We start from the raw sequence: 25914 nt of genomic DNA, 5'->3' as shown, positions 1-25914 counted from the left end.
TGTTTCTTTTTAAAATATCCGGCGAAAGTACGGATTTTGAAGCAAAATAATCATACTTTTGCAGTTAAATAATAACAAAGCATCAGTCAGACTGTATTTATGGATTGGCATACTCTTCTCTCTGCCAAGCGTTTCGGCTTGGAAGAATACCACCGGGACCATCCCGAAAACCGTTCTGAGTTTCAGCGCGACTACGACCGTCTGGTCTTTTCCGCCCCCTTCCGCCGCTTGCAAAACAAGACGCAGGTCTTTCCGCTGCCGGGCAGCATCTTCGTACACAACCGCCTGACGCACAGCCTGGAGGTGTCGTGCGTGGGACGTTCGCTGGGCAACGACGTGGCACGCCAGCTGGTAGGGCGTCATCCCGCTTTGCAGCATACCTTTGTGCCCGAGATAGGTGCCATCGTATCTGCCGCCTGCCTGGCACACGACTTGGGCAATCCGCCTTTCGGCCATTCGGGCGAGCGTGCCATTTCCACCTTCTTCTCCGAAGGGGCGGGGCAGTCGCTGCGTGAAGTGCAGCCCGACGGTTCCTGCCTGACCTCCGCGCAGTGGGAAGACCTGACGCACTTCGAGGGCAACGCCAATGCCTTCCGTCTGCTCACCCACCAGTTTGAAGGGCGGCGCAAGGGAGGCTTCGTGCTGACCTACTCCACGCTGGCAAGCATCGTGAAGTATCCCTTTGCCTCGTCGCTCGCCGGCAACAAGTCGAAGTTCGGTTTCTTTACTTCTGAAGAAGAGGCGTTCCGCCGCATAGCCGACGAACTGGGCATGAAGAAGCTGCAAGATGCCCCCCTGCGTTATGTCCGTCATCCGTTGGTCTGGTTGGTAGAGGCAGCCGACGACATCTGCTACCAGATTATGGACATCGAAGACGCCTACAAGCTGAAGATTCTGACCTTGCAGGAGACCAAAGACCTGCTGCTGGCTTTCTTCGACGAAGAACGTCGGCAGCACCGCTTAGACGTGCTGCGAATCGTCGACGACCACAACGAGCAGATAGCCTACCTGCGCTCCAGTGTCATCGGCCTGCTCATCCGCGAATGCACCGCTGCTTTCCTCGACCATGAAACCGCCCTGCTCGACGGCACCTTCAGCGGACCGCTCATCCGGCACATCGCCCCCCGTCCGGCCGAGGCCTACGCCCGTTGCTCTGCCCTGGCCCAAGAGAAAATATACCGCTCGAAAGACGTGCTCGACATCGAACTGGCGGGCTTCCGCATCATCAGCACCCTGCTCGGCCTGATGCTCGATGCCGTGCGCGAGCCCGACAAAACCTACTCCAAGCTGCTCATCAACCGCGTCTCCAGCCAGTACAGCATCCATGCGCCTACGCTCTACGGACGGGTGCAGGCGGTGCTGGACTACGTGTCGGGCATGACCGATGTCTTTGCCCTCGACCTTTACCGGAAAATCATCGGAAACAGCCTGCCGGAGATTTCGTAACCGGCAGACCTGCTGCCTGCTGTTTCTTATATATAAGAAGCACGCTGCTACGCTGTCTGCCGGTCGCGGCAAATACCGTGGCAATATCCCTCCTGTACCTTCGGAGCCAGACGCCTCACCATCAGAGCTTCTCCCCGTATGCCAAGTCGCCCGCATCGCCCAGTCCGGGCACGATGTACTTGTGTTCGTTCAGCCCGGGGTCGATGGCGGCGCACCACAGGGTGACATCGTCCGACGGGAAGAGCCGTTGCAGGTGTGCGACCCCTTGGCGGGACGCAATCACGCAGGCGATGAGAAGACGCTTGGGCGACCCTTTGGTGAGGAACGCGCGCCAGGCAAGCTCCAGGCTTTCGCCCGTGGCAAGCATGGGGTCGACAAGGAGGACGGTCTTCTGCGAGAGGTCGGGCGTGGCGATATACTCCACGTGCACATCTATCTCCCGATGCTCGGCATCCTTATAATAACGGTAGGCAGAGACAAAGGCGTTGCCCGCGCGGTCGAACACGTTGAGGAACCCCTGGTGCAGGGGCAGACCGGCGCGGAACACGGTGGCAATCACCAGGTCGTCGTCCGGCGTAGAGGCCTCGGCCAGGCCCAGCGGCGTTTGCACCGGCTTCACGGAGTAGGTCAGTTCTTTACTCATCTCGTAGGCCATCAGTTCGCCGATGCGCTCGATGTTGCGGCGGAAACGCATGCGGTCGGTCTGGATGTGCACATCGCGCAGCTCGGCGACGTATTGGTTGAGGATGCTGTTCTGTTCAGAGAAATGGATGACTTTCATTGTTCTTGTTTTTGATATTATCGACAAAAGTACGAAATATTTGGTATAAAACGCAACGGCTGCCCTCTTTCTCGCCCGTACGAAGACTGGCGGAGGTTGGAATACGGTCATTTTGCCACATTCACTTTGCAGATAGTGTTACAGATATATAAAAGACAGCTTTATGAGGGAAAAAATTCGCAAATAGGGCATGGCCGTAAGCGGAAAAATGTTACTTTTGCACGCGGAAACGATTTTAAGGTAAAAAGATAGTCAAAACCAAATACCAATTTAATAACTTAAAGAAAATGGCTAATTTAGATTTAAGCAAGTATGGTATCGTAGACGTGAAGGAGATTCTCCACAACCCGTCTTACGAAGTATTGTTCGAAGAAGAAACTAAGGCCGGCCTGGAAGGCTACGAAAAAGGCCAGGTAACAGAACTGGGTGCTGTCAACGTAATGACCGGTATCTACACGGGCCGTTCACCCAAAGACAAATTCTTTGTATACAACGAAGCCAGCAAGGACACTGTATGGTGGACTTCTGATGAATATAAGAACGACAACAAGCCCTGCTCTGAAGAAGCTTGGGCCGACCTGAAGGCCAAGGCTGTGAAGCAGCTGAGCGGCAAGCGTCTGTTCGTGATGGATACATTCTGCGGCGCTAACCCCGCTACCCGTCTGAAAGTGCGCTTCATCATGGAAGTGGCATGGCAGGCTCACTTTGTGAAGAACATGTTCATCCGTCCGACGGAAGAAGAACTCGCTAACTATGGCGAACCCGACTTCGTATCGTTCAACGCTGCCAAGGCTAAGGTGGACAACTACAAGGAACTGGGTCTGAACTCTGAAACAGCTACCGTGTTCAACCTGAAGACCAACGAACAGGTTATCCTGAACACTTGGTACGGCGGTGAAATGAAGAAGGGTATCTTCTCTATCATGAACTACCTGAACCCGCTGCGTGGCATCGCTTCCATGCACTGCTCTGCCAACACCAACATGGAAGGTACCGACACGGCTATCTTCTTCGGTCTGTCCGGCACGGGTAAGACTACGCTGTCTACCGACCCGAAACGTCTGCTCATCGGCGACGACGAACACGGCTGGGACGACGAAGGTGTGTTCAACTACGAGGGCGGCTGCTATGCCAAGGTTATTAACCTTGACAAGGAGAGCGAACCCGATATCTACAACGCTATCAAGCGCGACGCTCTGTTGGAGAACGTAACGGTTGACGCTGCCGGCAAGATTGACTTCGCCGACAAGAGCGTGACGGAGAATACGCGTGTTTCTTATCCTATCTATCACATCAACAACATCGTGAAGCCCGTATCGAAGGGTCCTCACGCTCATCAGGTAATCTTCCTGTCTGCCGATGCCTTCGGCGTATTGCCTCCCGTATCTATCCTGAGCGCAGAACAGGCTAAGTATTACTTCCTGTCTGGTTTCACCGCTAAGCTGGCTGGTACGGAACGTGGTATCACAGAGCCCACTCCGACATTCTCCGCTTGCTTCGGCGCTGCTTTCCTGAGCTTGCATCCGACAAAGTATGCCGAAGAGCTGGTTAAGAAGATGGAGAAGGTAGGTGCCAAGGCTTACTTGGTGAACACGGGCTGGAACGGCACAGGCAAGCGTATCTCTATCCGCGACACTCGTGGCATCATCGACGCTATCCTCGACGGTTCTATCGACAAGGCTCCGACGAAGACTATCCCGTTCTTCAACTTCGTGGTTCCGACAGAATTGCCGGGCGTAGATCCGAAGATCCTCGATCCGCGCGACACGTATGCAGAGGCTGCCCAGTGGGAAGAAAAGGCTAAAGATTTGGCTGGCCGCTTCATCAAGAACTTCGCTAAGTTCGAGGGCAACGAAGCTGGTAAGGCGCTGGTTGCTGCAGGTCCGAAACTCTAATGTAATACCTGGACAATCTATAAAAACAAGGGAGGGACTCCGTGGGGGTCCCTTTCTTTTTATGAGGCAGAGTGAAGTATTTTTAAGTATCATATCAGCAGCTAAGTAAAACATGAGTAGAGCAATCAAATCTTACAAGAAGTGCCAGTTGTTCCTGTCTGCTTTGTTTCTGCCGGTGTCGTTTGCCGGTGCAGCCACTTATGCCATGCCGTCGTGGACAGTAGAACAGATGGCAGAGGCTACGCAGCCGGGAGCAAGCATCACCGACATCGTGCAGATTAACCCTACCACGGTGGAGATTCTTTTTTCTAACCAGCAACGCATGACGCTGGACTTCTACGGCGAAAACATCTTCCGGCTGTTTCAGGACAATGCCGGGGGCATCTTACGCGATCCCCAGGCCGAACCGGAAGCCCAGATTCTGGTGGACCAGCCCAGACAGACGGTGAGCCCACTGGCGATAGAACGCTCTTCGGCACAAGTGTCGGTGGCTACGGACCGGGTGCTGGTGACCTTCGACAAGGCTACCACACTGATGACCGTGGTAGATAAGGAAACCGGTAAGACCGTGCTGGAGGAAGCAGCACCGGTGGCTTTTGAAGCCAAGAAAGTAACCCTGACCCTGAAGGAACAACCGCAGGAATATTTCTATGGAGGTGGCGTACAGAATGGCCGCTTCTCGCACAAAGGCCGGAAAATAGCCATCGAGAACCAAAACAGTTGGACAGATGGAGGAGTGGCATCGCCCAATCCCTTCTATTGGTCTACCAAGGGCTATGGCATCATGTGGTATACGTTCAAACCCGGTGAGTATGACTTCGGGCGTAAGGAGAAGGGCATCGTGACCCTCAGCCATAACACGGATTATCTGGATCTCTTTGTCATGGTAAGCCAGCAGCCCGTGGATTTGTTGAACGACTATTATCAGCTGACCGGACATCCGGTGCTGTTGCCTAAGTTCGGCTTCTACGAAGGACATCTGAATGCCTATAACCGCGATTACTGGAAGGAAGACGAGAAGGGCATTCTCTTCGAAGACGGCAAGAGATACAAGGAAAGCCAGGAAGACAATGGCGGTATCAAGGAGTCGCTCAACGGCGAGAAACAGAATTACCAGTTCTCTGCCCGTGCAGTCATCGACCGTTACAAGGCGAACGACATGCCGCTTGGCTGGCTGTTGCCCAACGATGGGTACGGTGCCGGTTACGGACAGACGGAAACTTTGGACGGCAACATACAGAACCTGAAGAGCCTGGCAGACTATGCGCGGAAGCAAGGCGTGGAGATTGGCCTGTGGACACAGTCGGACTTGCACCCGAAGGAAGGAGTGGAACCGCTGCTCCAGCGTGACATTGTGAAAGAAGTGAGAGATGCCGGCGTGCGTGTGCTCAAGACCGATGTGGCGTGGGTAGGAGCCGGCTATTCATTCGGCTTGAACGGCATTGCCGATGTGGCGAACATCATGACGTATTACGGCAATGACAGCCGCCCCTTCATCATCAGTCTGGATGGTTGGGCTGGCACGCAGCGTTATGCCGGTATATGGTCGGGCGACCAGACCGGCGGCAACTGGGAGTACATCCGTTTCCACATTCCTACTTACATCGGTTCCGGCTTGTCGGGAAATCCTAACATCACGTCGGACATGGACGGCATCTTCGGTGGAAAGAATCTGGTGGTGAATACCCGCGACTTCCAGTGGAAGACGTTTACGCCCATGCAGCTGAACATGGACGGATGGGGAGCCAACGAGAAATACCCTCATGCCTTGGGCGAACCAGCCACCTCCATCAACCGCTGGTATCTGAAGCTCAAGTCGGAACTGTTGCCTTATACCTATAGTATCGCCCGTGAGGCTGTAGACGGCATGCCTATGATGAGGGCCATGTTCCTGGAATATCCCAACCGCTATACGTGGGGAAAGGCCACCCAGTACCAGTATCTCTACGGGCCGTACTTCCTGGTGGCTCCTATCTATCAGGATACCAAGGCCGACAAAGAGGGCAATGACGTGCGCAACGGCATTTACCTGCCCGAAGGCGAATGGATTGACTATTTCACGGGCGACAGATATACCGGGGGACGCATCCTCAACAACGTAGATGTTCCGCTGTGGAAACTGCCGGTGTTTGTGAAGAGCGGCGCCATCATTCCGATGACAAACCCCAACAACAACGTGCAGGAGGTGGACCAGGCATTGCGCATCTACGAAATCTATCCGGACGGAGAGAGTGCGTTTGCCGAATATGATGACGACGGCACCACAGAAGCATACCGGACCGAGGAGGCTTATGTGCGGACATACATCGAATCGGAAGCGGATGAGAAAGGCCGCGTGACCATTACGATTCATCCTGCCGAAGGTTCTTACAAGGGATTTGTGAAGGAAAAGGCCACGGAATTGCGCGTCAATGTCACGGCTAAGCCCAAAAAGGTGACGGCGCGTGTCGGCAAACAGAAGGTGAAGCTGGCAGAGGTGACATCGCTGGAGGAGTTTGAACAGGCAGAGAATGCCTTCTTCTACAACGCTGCGCCCAACCTGAACCGCTTTGCCACGCCGGGCACTCCTTTTGCCGAGAAAGTCATCTGCAAGAATCCGCAGCTCTGGGTGAAACTGGGCAAGACGGATGTGACGGCCGCACAGACGGTGGTTACTGTCGATGGTTTCGTGTTCGCGCCTGCCGATAAGCTGCTGGTTAGCACCGGCAAGCTCGACAAACCGTTGCCACAAGTGACGGACAGCAACATCACGGCCTATACCCTGAAGCCCACCTGGTATCCCGTGGCTCATGCCGATTACTACGAGATTGAGTTCGACAGCATGTTGTATAGCACCATCCGCGACACCGAACTGCTGTTCGAAGACCTGCAAGCCGAGACCGGATACGACTTCCGCATCCGTGCCGTGAACAAAGACGGTTATTCCGACTGGGCGTCTTTCCAGGCTACCACGAAGTCCGACCCGTTGGAGTTTGCCATTCGGGGTATTACCGGGCAGACCAGCATTCCTAACCAGGGACGCTCCATGTCGCGCCTCTTCGATTTCGAGGAGAGCGAGCTGTGGCATACTTCCTACAATGCTTCGTCTGTGCCCTTCGACTTGGTGGCCGACCTCCATTCGGTCAATACCTTGGACAAGTTGCAGTATGTGCCGCGCGACAATGCCGGCAACGGTACACTGCTCAAGGGTGTCATCAGTTATAGTATGGATAAGGAGAACTGGACCGAAGCGGGTGCCTTTGAATGGAAGCGGAACAGCGACGTGAAGCTGTTTACCTTCTCCGCACAGCCCGTGGCGCGATATGTCAAGCTGCATGTCACGGAGTCGGTGGGCAATTTCGGTTCGGGACGCGAGCTTTATATCTTTAAGGTGCCGGGCACGGACAGCTATCTGCCGGGCGACATCAACAACGATAAACTGGTTGATGAGAACGACTTGACTTCGTACACCAACTATACGGGCTTGCGCCAAGGCGATTCGGACTTCGAGGGATATATCAGCAACGGCGATTTGAACCGCAACGGACTGATTGACGCCTACGACATCTCGGCTGTCGCTACCCGCATGGACGGTGGAGTGGGCATGCAGAAGCCCGATACGCTGCGCGGAACAATCACGCTGTCTGCGGCTAAAAAGTCGTATAAGGCTGGCGAAACGCTGGAAATCGTGGTCAGCGGCAAAGGACTGAAGGCGGTCAACGCGCTCAGCTTCGCCCTGCCCTACGACCCCGTCAAGTATGAATACGAGGGCATAGAACCTGCCGGCATGAAACAGATGCGCAGCCTGACCAACGACCGCCTGCATACCAACGGCGTCAAGGCTCTCTATCCTACGTTTGTCAACATCGGCGACCGCGAAACGCTTTCAGGCGACGGCGTGCTGTTCACCATCCGGCTGAAGGCCAAGCAGGACCTCCAGTTTGACCTGAAGCTGCAAGACGGCATCCTGGTTGACAAAGAAATGAATTACATCAAGTTCTGAGGCGGAGCGTAAGCTGCCGCTGGCATGAAGAGGGAATGTGTCCGTCGTGGCATATTCCCTTTTTTTGCAGGAGGGAGGAAATGCTGCCTGAGGACGGAGCAGAATGTTAAAAATTCATTCCGCATGTGCCCTCTTTGGCCAAACTTCTTATATTTGCGATATGAAACCCATAAAAACCAAGGAGGAAGTATGAAAAGACTGTTTATCGCAGGATTATTGGGCCTGAGTCTGTTGCTGCTGAACTCGTGCGGCAAGCAGGACCGGGTGGAAGAACTGAAGGATTTTGTAGAGAAAGTTCAGAAAGAAGGCAGCAGCTACACCGAAAAGAAATGGGAAGAGGTGAACGAAGAGTTCAGTGAGCTGTTGCAGAAGCTGAACAGCTACGAAGACCTGAGTGCGGAAGAATTGCGCGAGATAGCCGAACTGCAGGGCCAGTATGCCGCTACCGTCTTCAAGGAACATGCCGGCAAAGCCATGGAAAAGGCCGGTGCCGTGCTGGACGGTTTCGTCGAGGGCCTGACGGGCGATGACGAAAACGGAGAGCAGGCAGAAGAGCAGGATGAATAATTCTTGGCAAATAATTATGAAATCTATGAAATCAATGAAAACAATCTGGGGCGGCCTGTGTCTGTGTGCCGTTCTGGGCAGTTGTACGTCTGCTGCACCGAAAGACGAAGCTGCCGAAGTGAAAGCTCCCGATAAGTCGGAAGTAGTGATAGAAAACATACTGACGCGCCGCAGCATCCGTCAGTACAAGCCGCAGGCCGTAAACCGCGACACGATGCAGGTCATTCTGAATTGCGGCATCAATGCTCCCAATGGACAGAACAAGCAGTCGTGGGAAGTACGTGTGGTAGACAATCCGGAGTTCATAGACGGCTTGACGGAAATCTTCAAGAAAGAGAATCCCAAGGCGGCTGAAGACCCTTCGTTCAAGAACATGTTCCGCAATGCGCCGACGGTGGTGTTTATCGCCCACGACACGAAGTATGACATGTCGCAGATAGATTGCGGCCTGCTGGGCGAGAACATGGTGCTTTCTGCCTGGTCTATGGGCATCGGCTCCTGCTGCCTGGGCAGTCCCGTGCGCTTTATGAACACGAACAAGGATGCGGCTCCTTACCTGAAGAAGCTGAATTTCAGCGAAGGCTATGAGTTGCTTTATTGCATCGCCTTCGGCTATCCCGACGAGGCACCTGCTGCCAAGCCCCGCAGTGCGGCGAAGATTCAGTTTGTAGACTGAGGCTGTTGCCGACCGGCTCCCTGCCGTTGGGCAATGCCTCCGGGCGGTGCCGCAAGGGGTTTCGGTGCTTGTCTATAAGAAGCCGGCTCCGAAGGTATGGGCAGTTTGCTGCTAATACCTCCGGAGTTTTTTCTTAGAGCCTGTCCGGTTTTTCCTCAGCGGCTGCCGGGGCCGGACACAAGAAAGGCTTGCACTCCGTGGAGGGGTGCAAGCCTTTCTCTTGATGTGCCTGCTTCTTCTGTCGGTGTCAGGCGGTTATGGCGGCCAAGCGGTAATACACTCCTTGGTTTTCACTCACCTGCTCTATTTTCTTTTCCCGCAGAAGTTGCAGCAACGCCATACACAAGTCAGTGCTGGCCAAGTTGCAACGCTTCTCGAGCTCGCCGAATGTGCAACGGGTGTAGCGGAGCAGAATGTCGTACACCTTACGGCTGTTGCTTTTGATAGCTTGAATATTGAACTTCATATAAACAAAATGTTGCTATAAAATGTGGTTTAGGTTATCTGTACCACAAAGTAAGCCATTTTTTTTGAATATACAATACTCCGCTGGGCTTTTTTGCTGTCCTTTTGCGTATATTTGCGCTTCTTTAACTTCTTATGTCTGTATTTCGGGCGGTTGGGTGCCGTCTTGTGCCACGATGAGCAAGATATCGTTGGGCATCAGCTGAAGGTCGCCGTTGGGCACCAGGAACTTGTCGTCGCGCTTTACCAGCATCACCAGCACGCCTTTGGGGAAAGGAATGTCGCGTATGTGGTCGCCTTGGGCAAGCATCTTCTTCGTGCAGCGCATCTCGTGCAGACTGCTGTCCATGGTGTCGGGAAACTCGATGCCGAAGAAGTCGGGCTTTTCGGGCACGGGATCGCAGAGGTCCAGCTGGCGGGCCGTCCACGGCAGGGTCATGCCTTGCGCCACGAGCGAAATCAGCGTGACAAAGAAGACGATGTTGAAAATCTGTTCGCCGCCCGGCACGTTGTTCACCACCGGATAGGTGGCAAAGAGGATGGGTGCTGCGCCGCGCAGTCCTACCCACGACACAAAGAGCTTGGATTTCGTGCTGATTTTCCGTCCGAAGGGAAGCAGGCTGAACCATACGCTGACCGGACGCGCCACTAACATCATGAACAGGCTGACCAAGATGGCGGTAACGGTGACTCCCAGCATCTCGTGCGGGTTGACCAGCAGGCCCAGCATAAGGAACATCACTACTTGCAGCAACCAGGTGACGCCGTTGAGAAAGGTGCCCGTCTCTTTCTTGTGGTACAGGCGGCTGTTGCCTATCACCATGCCGGCGATGTACACCGCCAGGTAGCCGTTGCCCTTCAGCAGGAAAGTAGAGCAGTAGATGATGAAGGCAAAGCTTATCATCAGCACCGGATAAAGCTCCTCGTTCTTCAGGTTGATGCGGTTAACCACCCACACCGAGGCTTTGCCCAGCAGGAAACCGCCCAGGCCGCCCACAGCAAACTGCAGGGCCAAGGAACCGGCTATGTCACCTGCCGACAGTTCGCCCGACTGGATGCACTGGATGAGGATGATGGTGAGCAGGTAGGCCATGGGGTCGTTGCTGCCGCTCTCCAGTTCCAGCATGGGGCGCAGGTTGTGGCGCAGGTTGATGCGTTGCGTGCGTAGGATGTTGAACACCGAGGCCGAGTCGGTTGACGACATCGTGGCGGCCAGCAGCAGCGAGCCCATCAGGCTGAAGCCAATCTCGGTGTGTTGCCAGCCGGAGATAAGGTAGATGAAGAAGCCCGTCAGTGCCGTGGTGGCCAGTACGCCCACGGTAGAGAGGGCGATGCCCGGCAGTGCTACCGGACGGATGTCGGCCAGGCGCGTGTCCATACCGCCGCTGAACAGGATGATGCACAGGGCAATGGTGCCGATGTATTGTGCTTGTTCGGCGTCGTGGAATTGGATGCCCAGTCCGTCGCACCCGAAGAGCATGCCAGCCAGGAGGAACATTAATAAAGTCGGGATACCGAACCGGTATCCCGTCTTGCTGATAAGTATGCTGCCGAATATGAGCAAGGAGCCCACCAGCAGTGCCATTTCTAAAGAGATGTTCATTGGTTGGTTGCGGGAAGATTAATGGAAGAATTCTACGAGCAGTCCCACTGTATCACGGTGTGTGATGCCATCTTCTCCGAAGTCTACTTTGTTCTCGCGGGCCAGCCAGCCGATGGCGGCATAGAAATCCGGTTCGTTCAGTCCGGAAGCCTGGCGCAAGTCTTCCATGTTCCATACCCGGTTGTCGCGGTTGCTGTCCATCACGTGCCACAGGATACCTGCATTCTGTCCGATTCTGTTTTTATCCATAATTTGTTGCATTATGAGGTTAAACTTAAGTTTCGTTTTACAAAGAAACGGAGTTTTGTCGAATATCAGATGTCCTGGAATGTCCTAAATCGGCTCTCTTTCACTTTTTTTAATCCTTTCGGCTTCCCGTCTGTCCGGAAATGGCGTGTGTTTCCGCTGCGGTTCCGTTCATTCGGTTTCGCGGGGAGCAGGTTCTTTTTCCGGCCGTTGGCGGGGTGGTTGCTGCTGCATCTTCTTCCACTTGGCAAACTGTTCTTCGGTGAGGATTTTCTTCATCTTCTTCTCCCGTTTTTCCTGCTTCTTTTTGAGTTCTTCGGCCCGTTCTTCCGCGTCTTGGGCGGGCATGGGCGGTCGTGCCTGTCCCCACGGCCGGCTGAAGTCGCCTTCGGGCATCATGGGCGGTTGCATGCCGTCACGCGGAGGCATGAAGTTTCCCCTTCCGCGGGGCATGGGCGGGAAGTTTTCGAGTTTTTCCTTCTGTTCTTTCAGGTTGAGCTTGTAGATTTTCTTGTACTGCTTGTCGGTCAGTTGCAGTTCTTTGCGCAGCCGGTCTGTTTCTAACTTGGCTGCTTGTTCCGGGTCGGGCACTTGGGCGAAATGACGCCCGTGGGTTGGCATGGAGTCCGGTCGTGCTTCCTGCGCGGTAGCCTGTGTGAGGCTGAGGCAGGTGGCTGCGAGGACGAGAATCAGTTTTTTCATACTTCTTTTTGTTATGGGTTCATTTTTATGGAAGTTTGATTCCGGAGACTGCCGTTCCGAATCCGTTCTTTCTGTCCGGCAGGGGCAGGTGTGTCGGGAAAGGGGGGCCGTGCCGTCTCCTGATGTCGTGTCAAAGGTACTCCGATGCGGGAACATCCGGAAATATAATCTACGGAAAGGCCCATTTTATAGACGAGTAGCCAAGAAAAAACCGGCATCCGCAGGTAGGGAAGAGCGGGTGCCGGTTTTGTCCGCGGGTTGTCGCGGGTTTAGTCTTTGCGGTTGGCGCGTTTGCGTTCTGTTTCGTCTAAGATAATCTTGCGCATGCGCATCGACTTGGGCGTTACTTCTACATATTCATCGCCCTTGATGTATTCTAAGGCCTCTTCGAGCGAGAACTGCACGGGCGGGATGAGCCGTGCCTTTTCGTCGGAGCCGCTGGCGCGCATGTTGGTCAGCTTCTTGCTCTTGGTGACGTTCACCACCAGGTCGTTTTCGTGCGAGTGTTCGCCCACCACCTGTCCGGCATAGACCTCCTCTTGCGGGAAGATGAAGAAGCGTCCGCGGTCCTGCAGTTTGTCGATGGCGTAGGCAAAGGCGGTGCCCGTCTCCATGGCAATCATGGAGCCGTTGGTGCGTCGTTCTATTTCTCCCTTGTAGGGTTGGTATTCTTTGAAGCGGTGTGCCATGATGGCTTCGCCCTGGCTGGCTGTCAGCACATTGGTGCGCAGGCCGATGATGCCGCGCGACGGCATGTCGAACTCCAGGTTGACGCGGTCGCCTCCGGCTGTTTCCATCTTCACCATGTCGCCCTTGCGCCGTGTGACCATGTCGATGATTTTGCTGGCAAATTCTTCGGGTACGTTCACCGTCAGCTCTTCCACCGGTTCGCATCTCACTCCGTCGATGTCCTTGAAGATGACCTGCGGCTGTCCCACCTGCAGTTCATAGCCTTCGCGGCGCATGGTTTCGATGAGTACGGAGAGGTGCAGCACGCCTCGTCCCGACACAATCCACTTGCCGTCTTCCTCGCTCTTCCTCACTCGCAGGGCCAGGTTGCGGTCCAGCTCCTTCATCAGTCGGTCCTGGATGTGCCGCGAGGTGACGAACTTGCCTTCGCGTCCGAAGAAAGGCGAGTCGTTGATGGTGAACAGCATGCTCATGGTGGGTTCGTCGATGGCGATGGGTGGCAGCGGTTCGGGGTTCTCGTAGTCGCAGATGGTGTCGCCGATTTCGAATCCGTCAATGCCTACCAAAGCACAGATGTCGCCCGACGAGACCTCGGGCACCCGTTTGCGTCCCATGCCTTCGAAGGTATGCAGTTCTTTGATTTTGGTCTTGAGGATGCTGCCGTCGCGCTTGGCCAGCGATACGTTCATGCCTTCGCGGAGTGTGCCACGGTGTACGCGTCCTACGGCGATGCGTCCCGTGTAGGACGAGAAGTCGAGCGAAGTGACCAGCATCTGCGGGGTGCCCTCTAACTGTTGGGGGGCGGGGATGTGCTCCAGGATGCAGTCCAGCAGGGGCGTGATGTTGTCTGTAGGCTTTTGCCAGTCGGTGCTCATCCAGTTATTCTTGGCCGAGCCATAGATGACGGGGAAGTCCAGTTGCTCTTCGGTGGCGTTGAGGCTGAACATCAGGTCGAACACCATTTCATAGACCTCCTCCGGTCGGCAGTTGGGCTTATCGACCTTGTTCACCACCACGATGGGTTTCAGTCCGATTTGCAAGGCCTTTTGCAGTACGAAGCGCGTCTGCGGCATGGGTCCTTCGAAGGCATCCACCAGCAGCAGGCACCCGTCGGCCATGTTGAGCACCCGTTCCACCTCGCCGCCGAAGTCGCTGTGTCCCGGCGTATCTATGATGTTGATTTTGGTTCCTTTGTAGTTGATGGAGACGTTCTTCGAGAGGATGGTGATGCCTCGTTCGCGTTCCAGGTCGTTGTTATCCAGCATTAATTCACCTGTGCTCTGGTTGTCGCGGAAGAGGTGTCCGGCCAGAAGCATCTTGTCTACAAGCGTCGTCTTGCCATGGTCCACGTGGGCAATGATGGCAATGTTTCTAATGTTCTGCATGTTATAAACTATAATACCTATTCTGTTTCCGGCTGCAAAGATACGGGTTATTCGGGAAAAATCCTACATAGCAGGGCGCTTCGTTGACTTTCTTGTTTGCGTGGCGGCATACGGTGCGGTCCATGCGCAGGGTATAAGAAGCGTCATGCCGGGCTGTCCGGAGCCTGCTGCCAAGCGCTGCGAAGCAGGCTGGAACTATATAAGAAGTATTTGCTTGAATACCAGGAGAATGTGCTTCGTCTTCCCGCCTGCCCGGTTTCGGGGAGGCTCCGAGCGCTTTTCTTCGCTTTTTGCGTGGTTTTCCTCCGGGCTGATGCCGAAAACTTTTTACTTCTCGCGAAGCCGCTCCGTTCGGCTTGTCTGTCGGCGGATTTAGTGTCCTGTATGTCGTAAATATTGTTTTTGTCAGGATTTTTTTTGTCTTTATCACTCCTTATGCACCCGGTGGAAATTTCCTTCAGGAGCGTAGGAAGAAAACGCTTCGGGTGTCGTTTGCCCCGTTTTTGCCATCCAGACATGGCAAAATACCCTATTAACGTAGATAAATAAAGTTAAAAAGCAAGTTAAAGTTGTGCAAGTTGAATATCGAGTGCATATTTAGGCCGAAATCTTATTATTAATTTAAATTTTTCTTAAATCTATGGTACCAGTATCTAAAAAATGAAGTACCCTAAATTCGCAGCGCTTCTATTGTGTCTGCTTCCACAGATTCAAGTTTTGAATGCCGCACCCGACTTGGGAAAGTATGAAATGGTTACAGGCATTCATCAGACTCCCTCGAGTTCCCCTATTTCTGTCATTGGCGGCGTCGTGGATGCCCGGACAGACGAAGCCATCATCGGCGCTTCAATCAGCATCAAGGGGACAAGTCGCGGCACTATCACCGACATTGATGGCAAATTCACGCTGAAAGTCAATCCCGGCGAAGTGTTGGTTATATCTTATGTAGGGTATATGACTCAGGAAGTCACCGTCGAAGACGGCAAGTTACTTATGATCCGACTCCATGAAAACACAGAACTTTTGGAAGAAGTAGTAGTAACCGCCTATGGTAGCGGACAGAAGAAGGCCAGTATGGTGGGAGCCGTAGAAGCCATCCGGCCTGCCGACCTGGAAGTGCCGTCGGCCAACCTCTCCAATGCTTTTGCCGGACGACTGGCGGGTGTGATTGCCATGCAGCGGAGCGGAGCACCCGGCGCCGACGGCTCCAGCTTCTACATCCGCGGTATCTCGACCATGAGCGGCGCCACCAATCCGCTCATCATCCTGGACGGAGTGGAAATATCGGCAGGCGACTTAGACCTCATCGACCCCGAAATCATCGAGAGCTTCTCTATCCTGAAAGATGCCACCGCCACCGCCATGTATGGTACGAGAGGAGCCAACGGCGTCATGATTGTCACAACCAAGACCGGCCGCAACATCGACAAACCTGTCATCAACTTCCGCGTGGAGGGAAAGATGAACATGCCTACCAAGATACAGGAGCTGGTGGACGGCGTGTCGTATATGAACCTCTTCAACGAAGCCATCGCCAACGAGGGCAATACCAGCACCATCATCCCTTATACATCCGAGCAGATTGAAGGCACGCGCCTGGGGCTGAACCCGTATGTCTTCCCCAATGTAGACTGGTATGAGGAGGTGTTCAAGTCGCACTCGTTCGACGAAAGCTTCAACGTGAACATCCGGGGAGGCGGAAAGTATGTCGACTACTTCTCCAGCATCACGGTCAACCACCTGACGGGTATGATTAAGGACCGCTCGTCCGACTTCACCTCTTACAACAACAGCATCAACATGATGCGTTATGCCTTCCAGAACAACGTGAACGCATACCTCTCGCCCACTACACGCCTGTCGCTGCGCCTGAATGTGCAGCTGCGCGACGGACGCCAACCCAACTTAGGCGTGCAGGACCTGTTTACGCAAGTGCTCAATACCAGCCCGACGGAAGCACCGGTGTATTTCCCCGCCGACGGCATTGCCTCCAGCACCAAGTGGGGTACTACCGACCGCGTGAACCCCGGCCAGCGCACCAATCCGGTGGCGGCCCTGTCCAACGGCTATACAGATACCTTTGCCAGCACGGTGGTGGCTGCCTTGGAATTTGACCAGAAGCTGGACTTCATTACCGAGGGACTTTCGTTCCGCGCGTTGGCATCGTTCAAGAATTACTCGTACAACGCCATGGGAGCCTCCTCTGCCTGGAATGGCTATCACCTGGGAGACTATTGGGTGGACGAGAACGGCAACTACCAGTACACCACTACCCTGAACACCGGCAATGCCGGCGAATCCGACACCAGCCTGAAGCCTACCGTAGGCAACAGCGGCGACCGCCGCTTTTACTTCCAGAGCTACCTGGAGTATGCACGTACCTTCGGCCTGCACGATGTAAATGCCATGTTCTTATACAACCAAGACGAACAGGTGATACACCTGACGGCAGCCAACCTGATCAACTCCCTGCCTTACCGCAAGCAAGGCATCGCTGCCCGTCTGTCGTATGCTTATGACGGCAAGTATCTGGCTGAAATCAACATGGGCTACAACGGCTCTGAAAACTTTGCCAGTGGCCACCGCTGGGGTTTCTTCCCTTCCATCGCCCTTGGCTATAACATCAGCGAGGAGCCGTTCTTCGCCCCGCTGCGCCAGGTCATCTCACACCTGAAAATCAGAGGCTCGTGGGGAAAGGTCGGCAATGACGACATCGGAGCCGAGCGTTTCGCTTACATGCCTATCATGAACATGGGCAACCGGGGCTATCAGACGGGCTACACCGGTAACCGTACTTCGTACTACGGCCCCAGCTACGGACGTTATGCCAACGAAGACCTTACCTGGGAAGTGGGCGAGAAAATCAACGTAGGCTTGGACATGACTCTCTTCAGATCGCTGAACCTGACGCTGGAATTCTTCCGCGAAGACCGTGACAACATCTTCCAGCGGCGTGCCACCGTGCCTGGATATATCGGAGTGGCCGGCACTACCATTCTCGGCAACTTTGCCGCCATGCGCAATCAGGGTGCTGAACTTTCGCTGGACTACAACAAACAGTTCGGCAAAGACTGGTTTGTCAGCTTCAAGGGAACATTTACCTATGCCCACAACGAGATTACCCAATACGATGAATCACCCATGTACGACTTCCAGAGCTTTATCGGGCAGTCTGCCAACATGACCGGCGTATTGGTGTCCGACGGCCTGTTTGCTTCCGACGAAGAGGCAGCCAACTCCAACCAGCAGATTGGCAGCATCCTCGGGGCTGGCGATATTAAGTATGTCGACATATCCGGTGACGGCATCATCAACGGAAACGACTGGGTATGGAAAGGCCATCCTACCGTGCCTGAAATTGTCTATGGCTTCGGTCCCTCCATCAAATGGAAGAACCTGGACTTCTCTTTCTTCTTCCAGGGAGTGGCACGCACGTCGCTTATCATGAGCAACTTCCATCCTTTCGGAACCAACAGCGTGCGCAACGTCTTGCAATGGATTGCCGATGAACGCTGGTCGCCCGAGAATCCGGACGTGAACGCCACCTACCCGCGCCTTACCATGTCGTCGTCGACCAACAACCAGTACACATCCGACTACTGGCTGCGCAATGCTTCTTTCCTGAAGCTGAAGAATGCGGAAATAGGCTACACCCATAAGAATATGCGCTTCTACATCAGCGGCATGAACCTGCTCACTTTCTCGCCCTTCAAATATTGGGACCCGGAACAGGGAGGAGGAAACGGCATGGTGTATCCTACCCAGCGGACCTTTAATGTCGGCTTCCAAATGACCATTGATACCGGTAAAAAACGATAACCCATTCTCCATTACACATATTATATATATATCTTATGAACAAGTTATTCAAGTTATTTCAATATCTGATTTTAGGCATGTTTGCCTGCCATGTAGTCTCTTCTTGCAGCTACCTTGATATTGTGCCCAACGAAACAGCTACGGAAGAAGATGCTTTCGAGTCGACCGAAGCGGCGCTGCGTTATTTGTACAGCTGCTATTCCTACCTGCCACAGTCGGAAAATACCCATACCAGCATCAGTACGGCTTGTGACGAGATTGTGAGCTGCTTCGGCGGCGAACCCACCCAGCTCTACTTCCAGGGAGGATATACCGCCTCCAACCGCGGAAACGTAGAGGAAATATACAACAACATGTACACCGGCATCCGGCAGTGCTATCTGCTGAAGCAGCATATCAGCTCTGTGCCGGGCATCACGCAGGCCACCATTGATTCTTATGTCAACCAGGCCGACTTCCTGATTGCCTACTACCACATGGTGCTGATGCAGCACTACGGGCCCATCATCCTGGTGAAGGAACTGACATCCACCACGACGCCGGCCCACGAGTATCTGGCGCGTTCCACCTACGATGAGTGTGCCGACTGGATTGCCGGCGAGTTCAAGCGCCTGTCTACCCTCCTGCCTGCCCGTCGCACCGGCAGCGATTACGGCCTTGCTACCTCGGTGGCCGCTCTGGCCTTGCGCTCCAGAGTGTTGCTCTACAAAGCTTCGCCGCTGTTCAACGGCAATGCTGAATATTACAGCTCTTTCACCAATCCGGACGGCACGCATCTTATTTCGCAGGAATTTGACCGGAACAAATACAAAGAAGCGGCAGATGCTGCCTTGGAGGCCATCAGCCTGGCAGAAGCCAACGGATATTCGCTGTTTACCTCGGCCGAAGGAAGCACCATCACTTCCATGGCTGCTCCTTATCCGCAAGACCCCGTGCAACGCCGCTTGCGCCTGACCATAACCGATGAGTATTCTTCTGAAGTACTGTGGGCCAATACGCGTTCGGAACCGGCATACAGCATTCAGAGCAAGTCACGCCCCTTCCTTATCTGGGGAGCCGGATACGGCACCACACTGAAGATGGTAGAGCGTTTCTATACGGAGAATGGCCTGCCCATTGACGAAGACCCGGCATTTGACTACGAAGGACGCTATGGTACCTGCGTCCTGGACAATGACACGCGGGGCGAAGGCGTCACCCTGAAACTGCACGACCAGCGCGAACCGCGCTTCTACGCCTGGGTGGCTTTCCACAACGGATATTACGAATGCCGCAGCGCACGTATCGTGTCGGGCGACCAGGAACAGGTGACCAATGGCGCTTATTGGGAAAGCCATGAACGCTCCAACGGCTCCGACCAGCGCTGGCTGACCAACTTTACGAGAAATGGCAACTGTGGCAAGGGCGGACGTACCAACAACTATTCCATGACGGGCTACCTGAACAAGAAGGGTGTACGACCCGACTATCAGGCTCCGGCTACGGAATCGGCTCCTACGCAAGACTATCCCAAACCCATCATCCGCCTGGGAGAGGTGTACCTCAACTATGCCGAAGCTTGTGTGGGCTATGGAGAAAGCAGCTACGTGGCAGACGGCATGAACAAACTGAACGCCATCCGTGAGCGCGCCGGCATACCGTCCGTGCTGACTTCGTGGGCAAAGGCCAAACACCCCATCGCCAATTATGAGTCGGCTGTGGCAGACGGAAGACTGATGGACATTGTCGTGCGCGAACGCATGATTGAGTTGTATATGGAAGGGCATAACTTCTGGGACCTGCGGCGGTGGAAAATTGCTGAAGAGAACATGGGCACGCTCCAGCAGGGACTGAACATAGACGGTGCTACCGAGGGGGAATTGTTGCAGGTAATTACCATCAACCAGCCGCGCAACTTCATCTCGCCTGCCAACTATCTGATGCCTATTCCCAACAACCAGGTGAATACGAACAAGCAGATGGTGCAGAATCCGGGTTATTAAACCGGTGGCACGTGCCGGCAGAAACCGGCGGCTGAAGTGAATGAATGTCCGGGTCATCTGGTGCGCCCTCTGTCTGCGGTACCGACGGAGGGCGCACATGGCCCGGACTTCCTTTGGGAGGCCGTTGGCGGCTGTGCCCCTGACCGTTTGCCGGAAAGCCCTTTGGAGCGCGTTTCCAAGCTCTTCGAAGCGTGCTTCCAAGCCTTTGCGAACGGGCGTCCCGGCGTGTCGGCTCAACCGCTGTGCTCCGGCCTCCTGCAAAGGGCTGAGAAGCTCCGGGCTGGCAGACGACCGTTTCCATGCCTGCCGTCTGAAGCATCCGGGTGCGGCAAGGTAAACGCTTTTTGTGGCAGAGGCCGGAATTTTCTTCTTCCTCTTCCTTTGCCATGTAAAAGATAATGCTTATCTTTGCACCCCGAAAAGACATAATAAACACTTTATTCATTAAAAACTATGTATTTAGACGCTGCTAAAAAGCAAGAAATCTTCAGCAAGTACGGAAAGTCTAACACTGATACTGGTTCCGCTGAGTCCCAGATTGCTTTGTTTTCCTACCGTATTGCCCGTCTGACTGAGCACCTGAAGCTCAACAGAAAAGATTATAGCACTGAAAGAGCTCTGACGATGCTGGTTGGTAAGCGCCGCGCCCTGCTGGATTACCTGAAGGACCGCGACATCGAACGCTACCGTAGCATTGTCAAGGAATTGGGCTTGCGCAAGTAATCGGTTTACTTGTTGCTGAGAACAAAAAAAGAGAAGGACTTCCACAGAGGTCCTTCTCTTTTTTTGCGGGTGTGGCTGAGAGCCCGTCAGAAAACGTGTTTCTCGGCTTCTGCCTCTTCATATATCTTGTCTATCACATCCTTGAAATGTTCGGCCACCACCGCACGGCGCAGTTTCAGCGTGTTGGTCAGCTCGCCCTGTTCCATACTGAAGGGGCGGGGCAGGAGGACGAAGCGTTTCACCTGTTCGTAGTGGGCAAACTGCTGCTGCAAGGTGTCGATGCGTGCCTGGAACAGTGCCAGAATCTTGGGATGCTTCAGCAGCTCTTCCATGGAATTGTAGGAGATGTTCTTGCGGGCAGCATATTCCTTGACGTATTCATAGACGGGCACGATGAGCGCCGAGACAAACTTGCGCCTGTCGGCGATGATGGCTATCTGGTCGATGTAGCGGTCGATGGTGAGCCGTGTTTCCAGAGCTTGCGGAGAGATGTATTTGCCGTTGGAGGTCTTGAACAGTTCCTTGATGCGCCCCGTCAGGTAGAGGTGCCCGTCGTGCAGGTAGCCGGCATCGCCGGTGTGGAACCAGCCGTCGGCATCGAAGGCTTCGGCGGTGGCGCGGGGTTTCTTGTAGTAGCCGTCGGTAATGGTTTTGCCGCGCAGCAGAATCTCGCTGTTTTCGTTGATTTTTACTTCCAGTCCGGGTATGATGTTGCCCACAGAGCCTATTTCAAAATCCTGCACATGGTAGAGCGATACCGTGGCGGTCGATTCTGTCAGTCCATAGCCCACCATCATGTTCAGTCCGACGGAGTGGGCAAACTCGCATATCTCGTCGGACACGGCAGCGCCCGCCGTCGGGAAGAAGTTGCCGTTCTCCAGTCCGATGGTTTTCTTCAGCAGGGCATAGATTGTTTTTTCGTAGAATTTATATTTCATCCGCAGCATCAGGGGCGGTGTCTTGCCCAGGCGCACATAGTCCAGGTTGTGTTCTCGTCCCACCTTGAGGGCGTTGAGCATCAAGGCGCGTCGCAGCGGGCTTTCGTTGGCGATACGTTCGTGCACGCCCTGGTAGACTTTCTCCCAGAAGCGCGGCACGCTGCACATCACCGTGGGACGCACCTCGCGGAGGGATTGCTGCACCTCGGCCGGACGCAGGTTGACGCATACCAAGGTGCCCCGGTGCAGGCAGAAGTAAGTCCATGCCTTTTCGAAGATATGTGTCAGGGGCAGGAAGTTGAGAGACACGTCGTGGTCGGTCAGGGTGCTGAGCAGGTCGTCGTGCACGCGGAAAATCTCGTTGTAGTTGCTGTAGCGCAGCATGACGCCCTTGGGCTCGCCGGTGGTGCCCGAGGTGTAGAGAATGTTCATCAGGTCATGTTCGTCTACGCGGGCCGTCCGTTCATCCACCAGCGCCTGGTGGGGCAGCCCTTTGCCCAACTCCAGAAACTCGTCCCAATAGAGGGAAGTCAGGTCGCGCGGGTCTTTGCGAACAGAGCGGTCGAAGATAATCATCTGTTTCAGCGTCTCGCAGTAGCCGAACACCGAGAAGGCGGCATCGTACTGGAATTGTTCGCCGATGAACAGGTAGCGTATGCAGGCATCGTTGACGATGTATTGCACCTGCAGGGGCGAGCTGGTGGCATAGAGCGGGATAGTGACGGCGCGGTTGGCAAAGGCGGCAAAGTCTGTATAGAGGCATTCGGGCTTGTTCTGCGAGAAGATGCCTACGTTCTCCTGCTCCTCTACTTCTAAAGCAACCAGCGCATTGGCTGCTAAGCGGACGATGCGGTCGAATTCGTTCCAGCCGACGGGTATCCAGGTCTCTGTGTCATAGTCCTTGTACTTCAGGGCAGGCTTGTCTCCGTATTTTGCTGCTTGCCTGTGCACCAGCACGGTCATTTCCTGTAGAGCCATAGTGAGAGTCTTTTAGGGTTGATGTCACAAAGTTATACATTTTTTAATGAAAAGCAATACTTTGTCTCGTAATTTTGCCGGGGAAGCGCGTATTTTGTGGTTTCGGCCCTCCGTGGGCTTGCTTTTTTTCGTCTTTTCCTGCCTGGGCGATACAAGAAAATACCGGCTTTATCGGGAAATCTCTGATGAATTGTGTATTTTTGCGGGCAAAACTCTGCCTTATGAACAGTTTGATTTATCCGCCACGTCTGCGCGAAGGCGACCGTGTGCTCATTCTCTCCCCCTCCGGAAAGATTGACAAGTCTTTCTTGCGCGGGGCTGTCCGGCGGCTTCAGTCGTGGGGGCTCAACCCCGTATTGGCTCCTCACGCCGGAGGGGCATGCGGCACCTATGCCGGCACGGTAGAACAGCGCCTGCACGACTTGCAGGCTGCGCTCGACGACCCGCAAGTGCGTGCCATCCTGTGTAGCCGGGGCGGATATGGGGCCGTGCATCTGGTGGGGCATCTCGACTTTACCCGTTTCCGCGAACACCCCAAGTGGCTGATTGGTTTCAGCGACATCACTGCCCTGCACAACGTGCTCCAACACGAAGGTTTCGCCTCGCTCCATGCCCCGATGGCGCGGCATCTCACCGTGGAACCTGACGACGACCCTGCCATGCAGGCCTTGCACGATGTGCTCTTCGGACTTTATCCGTCGGGGCAGGAGACCTTTACCTATACGTGTCCGGCACACGAACTGAACCGCCGGGGCTCGTGCCGCGGCATCTTGCGCGGAGGCAACCTGTCGGTGTTCTATGGCCTGCGCGGCACGCCCTGGGATATTCCGCCCGAAGATACCGTCTTGTTTCTGGAAGATGTGGGCGAACGTCCTCATGCCGTGGAGCGCATGGTGTATAACCTGAAGCTGGGTGGGGTGCTGGAGCGCCTCAGCGGGCTTATCATCGGGCAGTTTACGGAGTACGAAGAGAACCGCTCCTTGGGCAAACCGCTTTATGAGGCGCTGGCCGATGTGCTCCGTCCTTATGCTTATCCCGTCTGCTTCAACTTCCCCGTGGGGCATGTCACTCATAACCTGCCGCTGGTCGAAGGTGCTGAAGTTGTGCTGGAGGTAGAAAAGAAAGAAGTGAAACTGAGTTTTAAATAGATAAAGTAAAAGTAACCGTTATGAAACGAAACTATCCTTTGATAGCTGCCGCCCTGATGCTGGTCGTAGCCATTGTGTCGTGCGGCAACAAGCGTCAGCAGGCAGGAGCTGCCGAAGAGGTGACTGCCGCAGGGCAGCCTTCGGTAGAGGTGCCGGTCTTTCATGCCGACAGCGCCTACCGTTATGTGAAAGAGCAGGTCGACTTCGGTCCGCGTGTGCCCAATACGGCTGCCCATCGTGCCTGCGGCGATTATCTCATTGCCAAGCTGAAGCAGTTCGGTGCCAAGGTCTATGTGCAGGAAACCGACTTGGTGGCCTACGATAACACCATGCTGAAAGCCCGCAACATCATCGGTGCCTTCAACCCCGACAGCCGTCGGCGTGTGTTGCTCTGCGCCCACTGGGACAGCCGCCCTTACGCCGACTCCGAGCGCAGCCGGAAGAAACAGAAAGAGCCTATCCTCGGTGCCAACGACGGGGCTAGCGGGGTGGGAGTCTTGCTCGAAATCGCCCGCCAGATGCAGCAGCAGGCTCCGGCCATCGGTGTGGATATTGTGTTCTTTGATGCAGAAGATTATGGAATCCCTTCTTTCCACCGCGGCGAATACAAGCCCGACACCTGGTGCCTCGGTTCGCAGTATTGGGCACGGGTGCCTCATGTGCAGGGCTATAATGCACGCTTTGGCATCTTGCTCGATATGGTAGGGGGCCGGGGAGCCACTTTCTACCGTGAGCAGTTCTCGCAACGCACGGCTTCGGCGCAGGTCAAGAAAATCTGGGATGCAGCCCACCGGCTGGGTTTTAGCTCGTTCTTCCCCAAAGAAGACGGTACGGAGGTGACAGACGACCATGTTTATGTCTATAGCCTGGCGCGCATTCCGTGTGTGGACATCATCAACTATGACCCGCAGTCCGACACGGGCTTCGGCGACTTCTGGCATACGCATGATGATAACATGGACATCATCGACCCTGCCACGCTCAATGCTGTGGGACGGACGGTGATGGAGGTGGTGTATAATGAAAAATAATGGTTAATGATTAATGGTTAATGATTAATGATTAATGAAGAGTGAGGAATTCGTATGGCTCACTGGTAACTTGTGCCGCGTTTTCTCTTCTTCCAAAAATTCTTCCTTCTTCATTTTTAATTCTTCTTTAAAATGACTATAAACGAAGCACAAGACGAAGTTATCGCCGAATTCAGCGATCTCGATGATTGGATGGACCGCTATCAACTGTTGATAGATTTGGGAAACGAACAAGCTCCCTTGGACGAGAAGTATAAAACCGACCAGAACCTGATAGAAGGCTGTCAGAGCCGCGTATGGCTTCAGGCCGATGAGGTGGACGGCAAACTGGAGTTCCAGGCAGAGAGCGATGCCCTGATTGTAAAAGGCATCATCGCCCTGCTCATCAAGGTGTTGTCCGGCCATACGCCGGACGAGATTCTGAACGCCGACCTCTATTTCATTGATAAGATTGGTTTGCACGAACATCTTTCGCCCACCCGCAGCAACGGATTGCTCTCGATGGTGAAGCAGATGCGGATGTATGCGCTGGCGTTCAAGATGAGTCAGTCAACCCAGCCCTAACCCTAACCTACAGCCCACAACCCACGGCCCCTCCCTAACCCTCCCCCGAAGGGGAGGGAGAGTAGCCCCACACATTTATCTGGCCCCCGCTCGCTTGTTCCCTCCCCTTCGGGGGAGATTGTCCGAGAACTCTTCCAACACTATCATTCTGTCATCCCGAGCGCAGTCGAGGGATCTCAAGACACGTTCCTGTAGATTTAGTGAGATGGCTCGACTTCGCTCGCCATGACAGCATGATTGCAGCTGATAGGTTTTCGGACAGCCTGGGGGTGGGTTAGGGTGGGGCTATTCCC

General features: G+C 54.5%; 18 protein-coding genes. 11 read left to right on the top strand and 7 right to left on the bottom strand.

Going from position 1 to position 25914, the window contains the following annotated elements; genetic code table 11:
* The first annotated feature begins 99 nt into the window (after positions 1-99).
* Entirely contained in the window at positions 100-1446 is a 1347-nt protein-coding gene (gene dgt, locus B5F34_RS00095; RefSeq protein ID WP_087333780.1) for a dGTP triphosphohydrolase, read from the top strand.
* A gap of 121 nt (positions 1447-1567) precedes the next feature.
* On the opposite strand, the gene upp is transcribed toward dgt, so the two are convergent.
* Positions 1568-2227, bottom strand: coding sequence for a uracil phosphoribosyltransferase (gene upp / locus B5F34_RS00090; RefSeq protein WP_087333778.1), 660 nt, complete (start codon positions 2225-2227; stop codon positions 1568-1570).
* Between the two features lie 287 nt (positions 2228-2514).
* On the opposite strand from upp, the gene pckA reads away from it, so the two are divergent.
* The 4 genes from pckA (at position 2515) to B5F34_RS00070 (ending at position 9347) form a co-directional block, all read left to right on the top strand.
* A complete protein-coding gene (pckA, locus tag B5F34_RS00085; RefSeq protein ID WP_087333776.1) occupies positions 2515-4122 on the top strand; it encodes a phosphoenolpyruvate carboxykinase (ATP) in 1608 nt (535 codons plus the stop codon).
* 112 nt (positions 4123-4234) lie between these two features.
* Positions 4235-8104: a TIM-barrel domain-containing protein gene (locus tag B5F34_RS00080; protein WP_087333774.1), complete on the top strand. Its 3870-nt coding sequence runs from the start codon at positions 4235-4237 to the stop codon at positions 8102-8104.
* A gap of 189 nt (positions 8105-8293) precedes the next feature.
* Positions 8294-8671 carry a DUF6565 domain-containing protein gene (locus tag B5F34_RS00075; RefSeq protein WP_204245558.1) on the top strand — a complete coding sequence of 126 codons (378 nt, stop codon included), beginning with the start codon at positions 8294-8296 and terminating at the stop codon, positions 8669-8671.
* 25 nt (positions 8672-8696) lie between these two features.
* Entirely contained in the window at positions 8697-9347 is a 651-nt protein-coding gene (locus B5F34_RS00070; RefSeq protein ID WP_087334259.1) for a nitroreductase, read from the top strand.
* 247 nt (positions 9348-9594) lie between these two features.
* Here the strand turns inward: B5F34_RS00070 and B5F34_RS00065 are convergent, their stop codons facing one another.
* The 5 genes from B5F34_RS00065 to typA all read right to left on the bottom strand — a co-directional run bounded on the left by B5F34_RS00065 (position 9595) and on the right by typA (position 14438).
* Complete coding sequence (locus B5F34_RS00065) at positions 9595-9813, bottom strand: winged helix-turn-helix domain-containing protein (RefSeq protein WP_087333772.1); 219 nt, start codon at positions 9811-9813, stop codon at positions 9595-9597.
* A 132-nt stretch (positions 9814-9945) separates the two neighbouring features.
* On the bottom strand, positions 9946-11415 hold the full coding sequence (locus B5F34_RS00060) for a potassium/proton antiporter (RefSeq protein ID WP_087333770.1): 1470 nt from the start codon (positions 11413-11415) through the stop codon (positions 9946-9948).
* 18 nt (positions 11416-11433) lie between these two features.
* Positions 11434-11664 (bottom strand): winged helix-turn-helix domain-containing protein, encoded by a 231-nt coding sequence (locus B5F34_RS00055; protein WP_087333768.1) that lies wholly within the window; start codon positions 11662-11664, stop codon positions 11434-11436.
* 168 nt (positions 11665-11832) lie between these two features.
* Positions 11833-12363, bottom strand: coding sequence for a DUF4890 domain-containing protein (locus B5F34_RS00050; RefSeq protein ID WP_162609259.1), 531 nt, complete (start codon positions 12361-12363; stop codon positions 11833-11835).
* A 269-nt stretch (positions 12364-12632) separates the two neighbouring features.
* Positions 12633-14438: a translational GTPase TypA gene (gene typA, locus B5F34_RS00045; RefSeq protein ID WP_087333764.1), complete on the bottom strand. Its 1806-nt coding sequence runs from the start codon at positions 14436-14438 to the stop codon at positions 12633-12635.
* Between the two features lie 660 nt (positions 14439-15098).
* Between typA and B5F34_RS00035 the strand changes: the two genes are divergently transcribed.
* From B5F34_RS00035 to rpsO, 3 genes are all read left to right on the top strand, one after another.
* Complete coding sequence (locus B5F34_RS00035; RefSeq protein ID WP_087333760.1) at positions 15099-18257, top strand: TonB-dependent receptor; 3159 nt, start codon at positions 15099-15101, stop codon at positions 18255-18257.
* A 35-nt stretch (positions 18258-18292) separates the two neighbouring features.
* Positions 18293-20239 carry a RagB/SusD family nutrient uptake outer membrane protein gene (locus B5F34_RS00030; RefSeq protein ID WP_087333758.1) on the top strand — a complete coding sequence of 649 codons (1947 nt, stop codon included), beginning with the start codon at positions 18293-18295 and terminating at the stop codon, positions 20237-20239.
* Positions 20240-20692: 453 nt separating this feature from the next.
* Complete coding sequence (rpsO, locus tag B5F34_RS00025; protein WP_087333756.1) at positions 20693-20962, top strand: 30S ribosomal protein S15; 270 nt, start codon at positions 20693-20695, stop codon at positions 20960-20962.
* Positions 20963-21048: 86 nt separating this feature from the next.
* On the opposite strand, the gene B5F34_RS00020 is transcribed toward rpsO, so the two are convergent.
* Entirely contained in the window at positions 21049-22878 is a 1830-nt protein-coding gene (locus tag B5F34_RS00020) for a long-chain fatty acid--CoA ligase (protein WP_087333754.1), read from the bottom strand.
* A gap of 221 nt (positions 22879-23099) precedes the next feature.
* Here B5F34_RS00020 and B5F34_RS00015 point away from each other — a divergent pair, with 221 nt between their 5' ends.
* From B5F34_RS00015 to B5F34_RS00005, 3 genes are all read left to right on the top strand, one after another.
* Positions 23100-24026, top strand: coding sequence for an LD-carboxypeptidase (locus B5F34_RS00015; protein ID WP_087333752.1), 927 nt, complete (start codon positions 23100-23102; stop codon positions 24024-24026).
* Between the two features lie 20 nt (positions 24027-24046).
* Complete coding sequence (locus B5F34_RS00010; protein WP_087333750.1) at positions 24047-25057, top strand: M28 family peptidase; 1011 nt, start codon at positions 24047-24049, stop codon at positions 25055-25057.
* 132 nt (positions 25058-25189) lie between these two features.
* The gene (locus B5F34_RS00005) at positions 25190-25621 is read left to right on the top strand and encodes a SufE family protein (RefSeq protein WP_087333748.1); all 432 of its coding nucleotides are present in this window, start codon (positions 25190-25192) and stop codon (positions 25619-25621) included.
* Positions 25622-25914: the final 293 nt, after the last annotated feature.

Origin of the sequence: Mediterranea sp. An20, assembly GCF_002160055.1 — a bacterium.
Lineage (GTDB): Bacteria > Bacteroidota > Bacteroidia > Bacteroidales > Bacteroidaceae > Bacteroides > Bacteroides avicola.
This window is presented reverse-complemented; position numbering and strand designations above follow the sequence as displayed.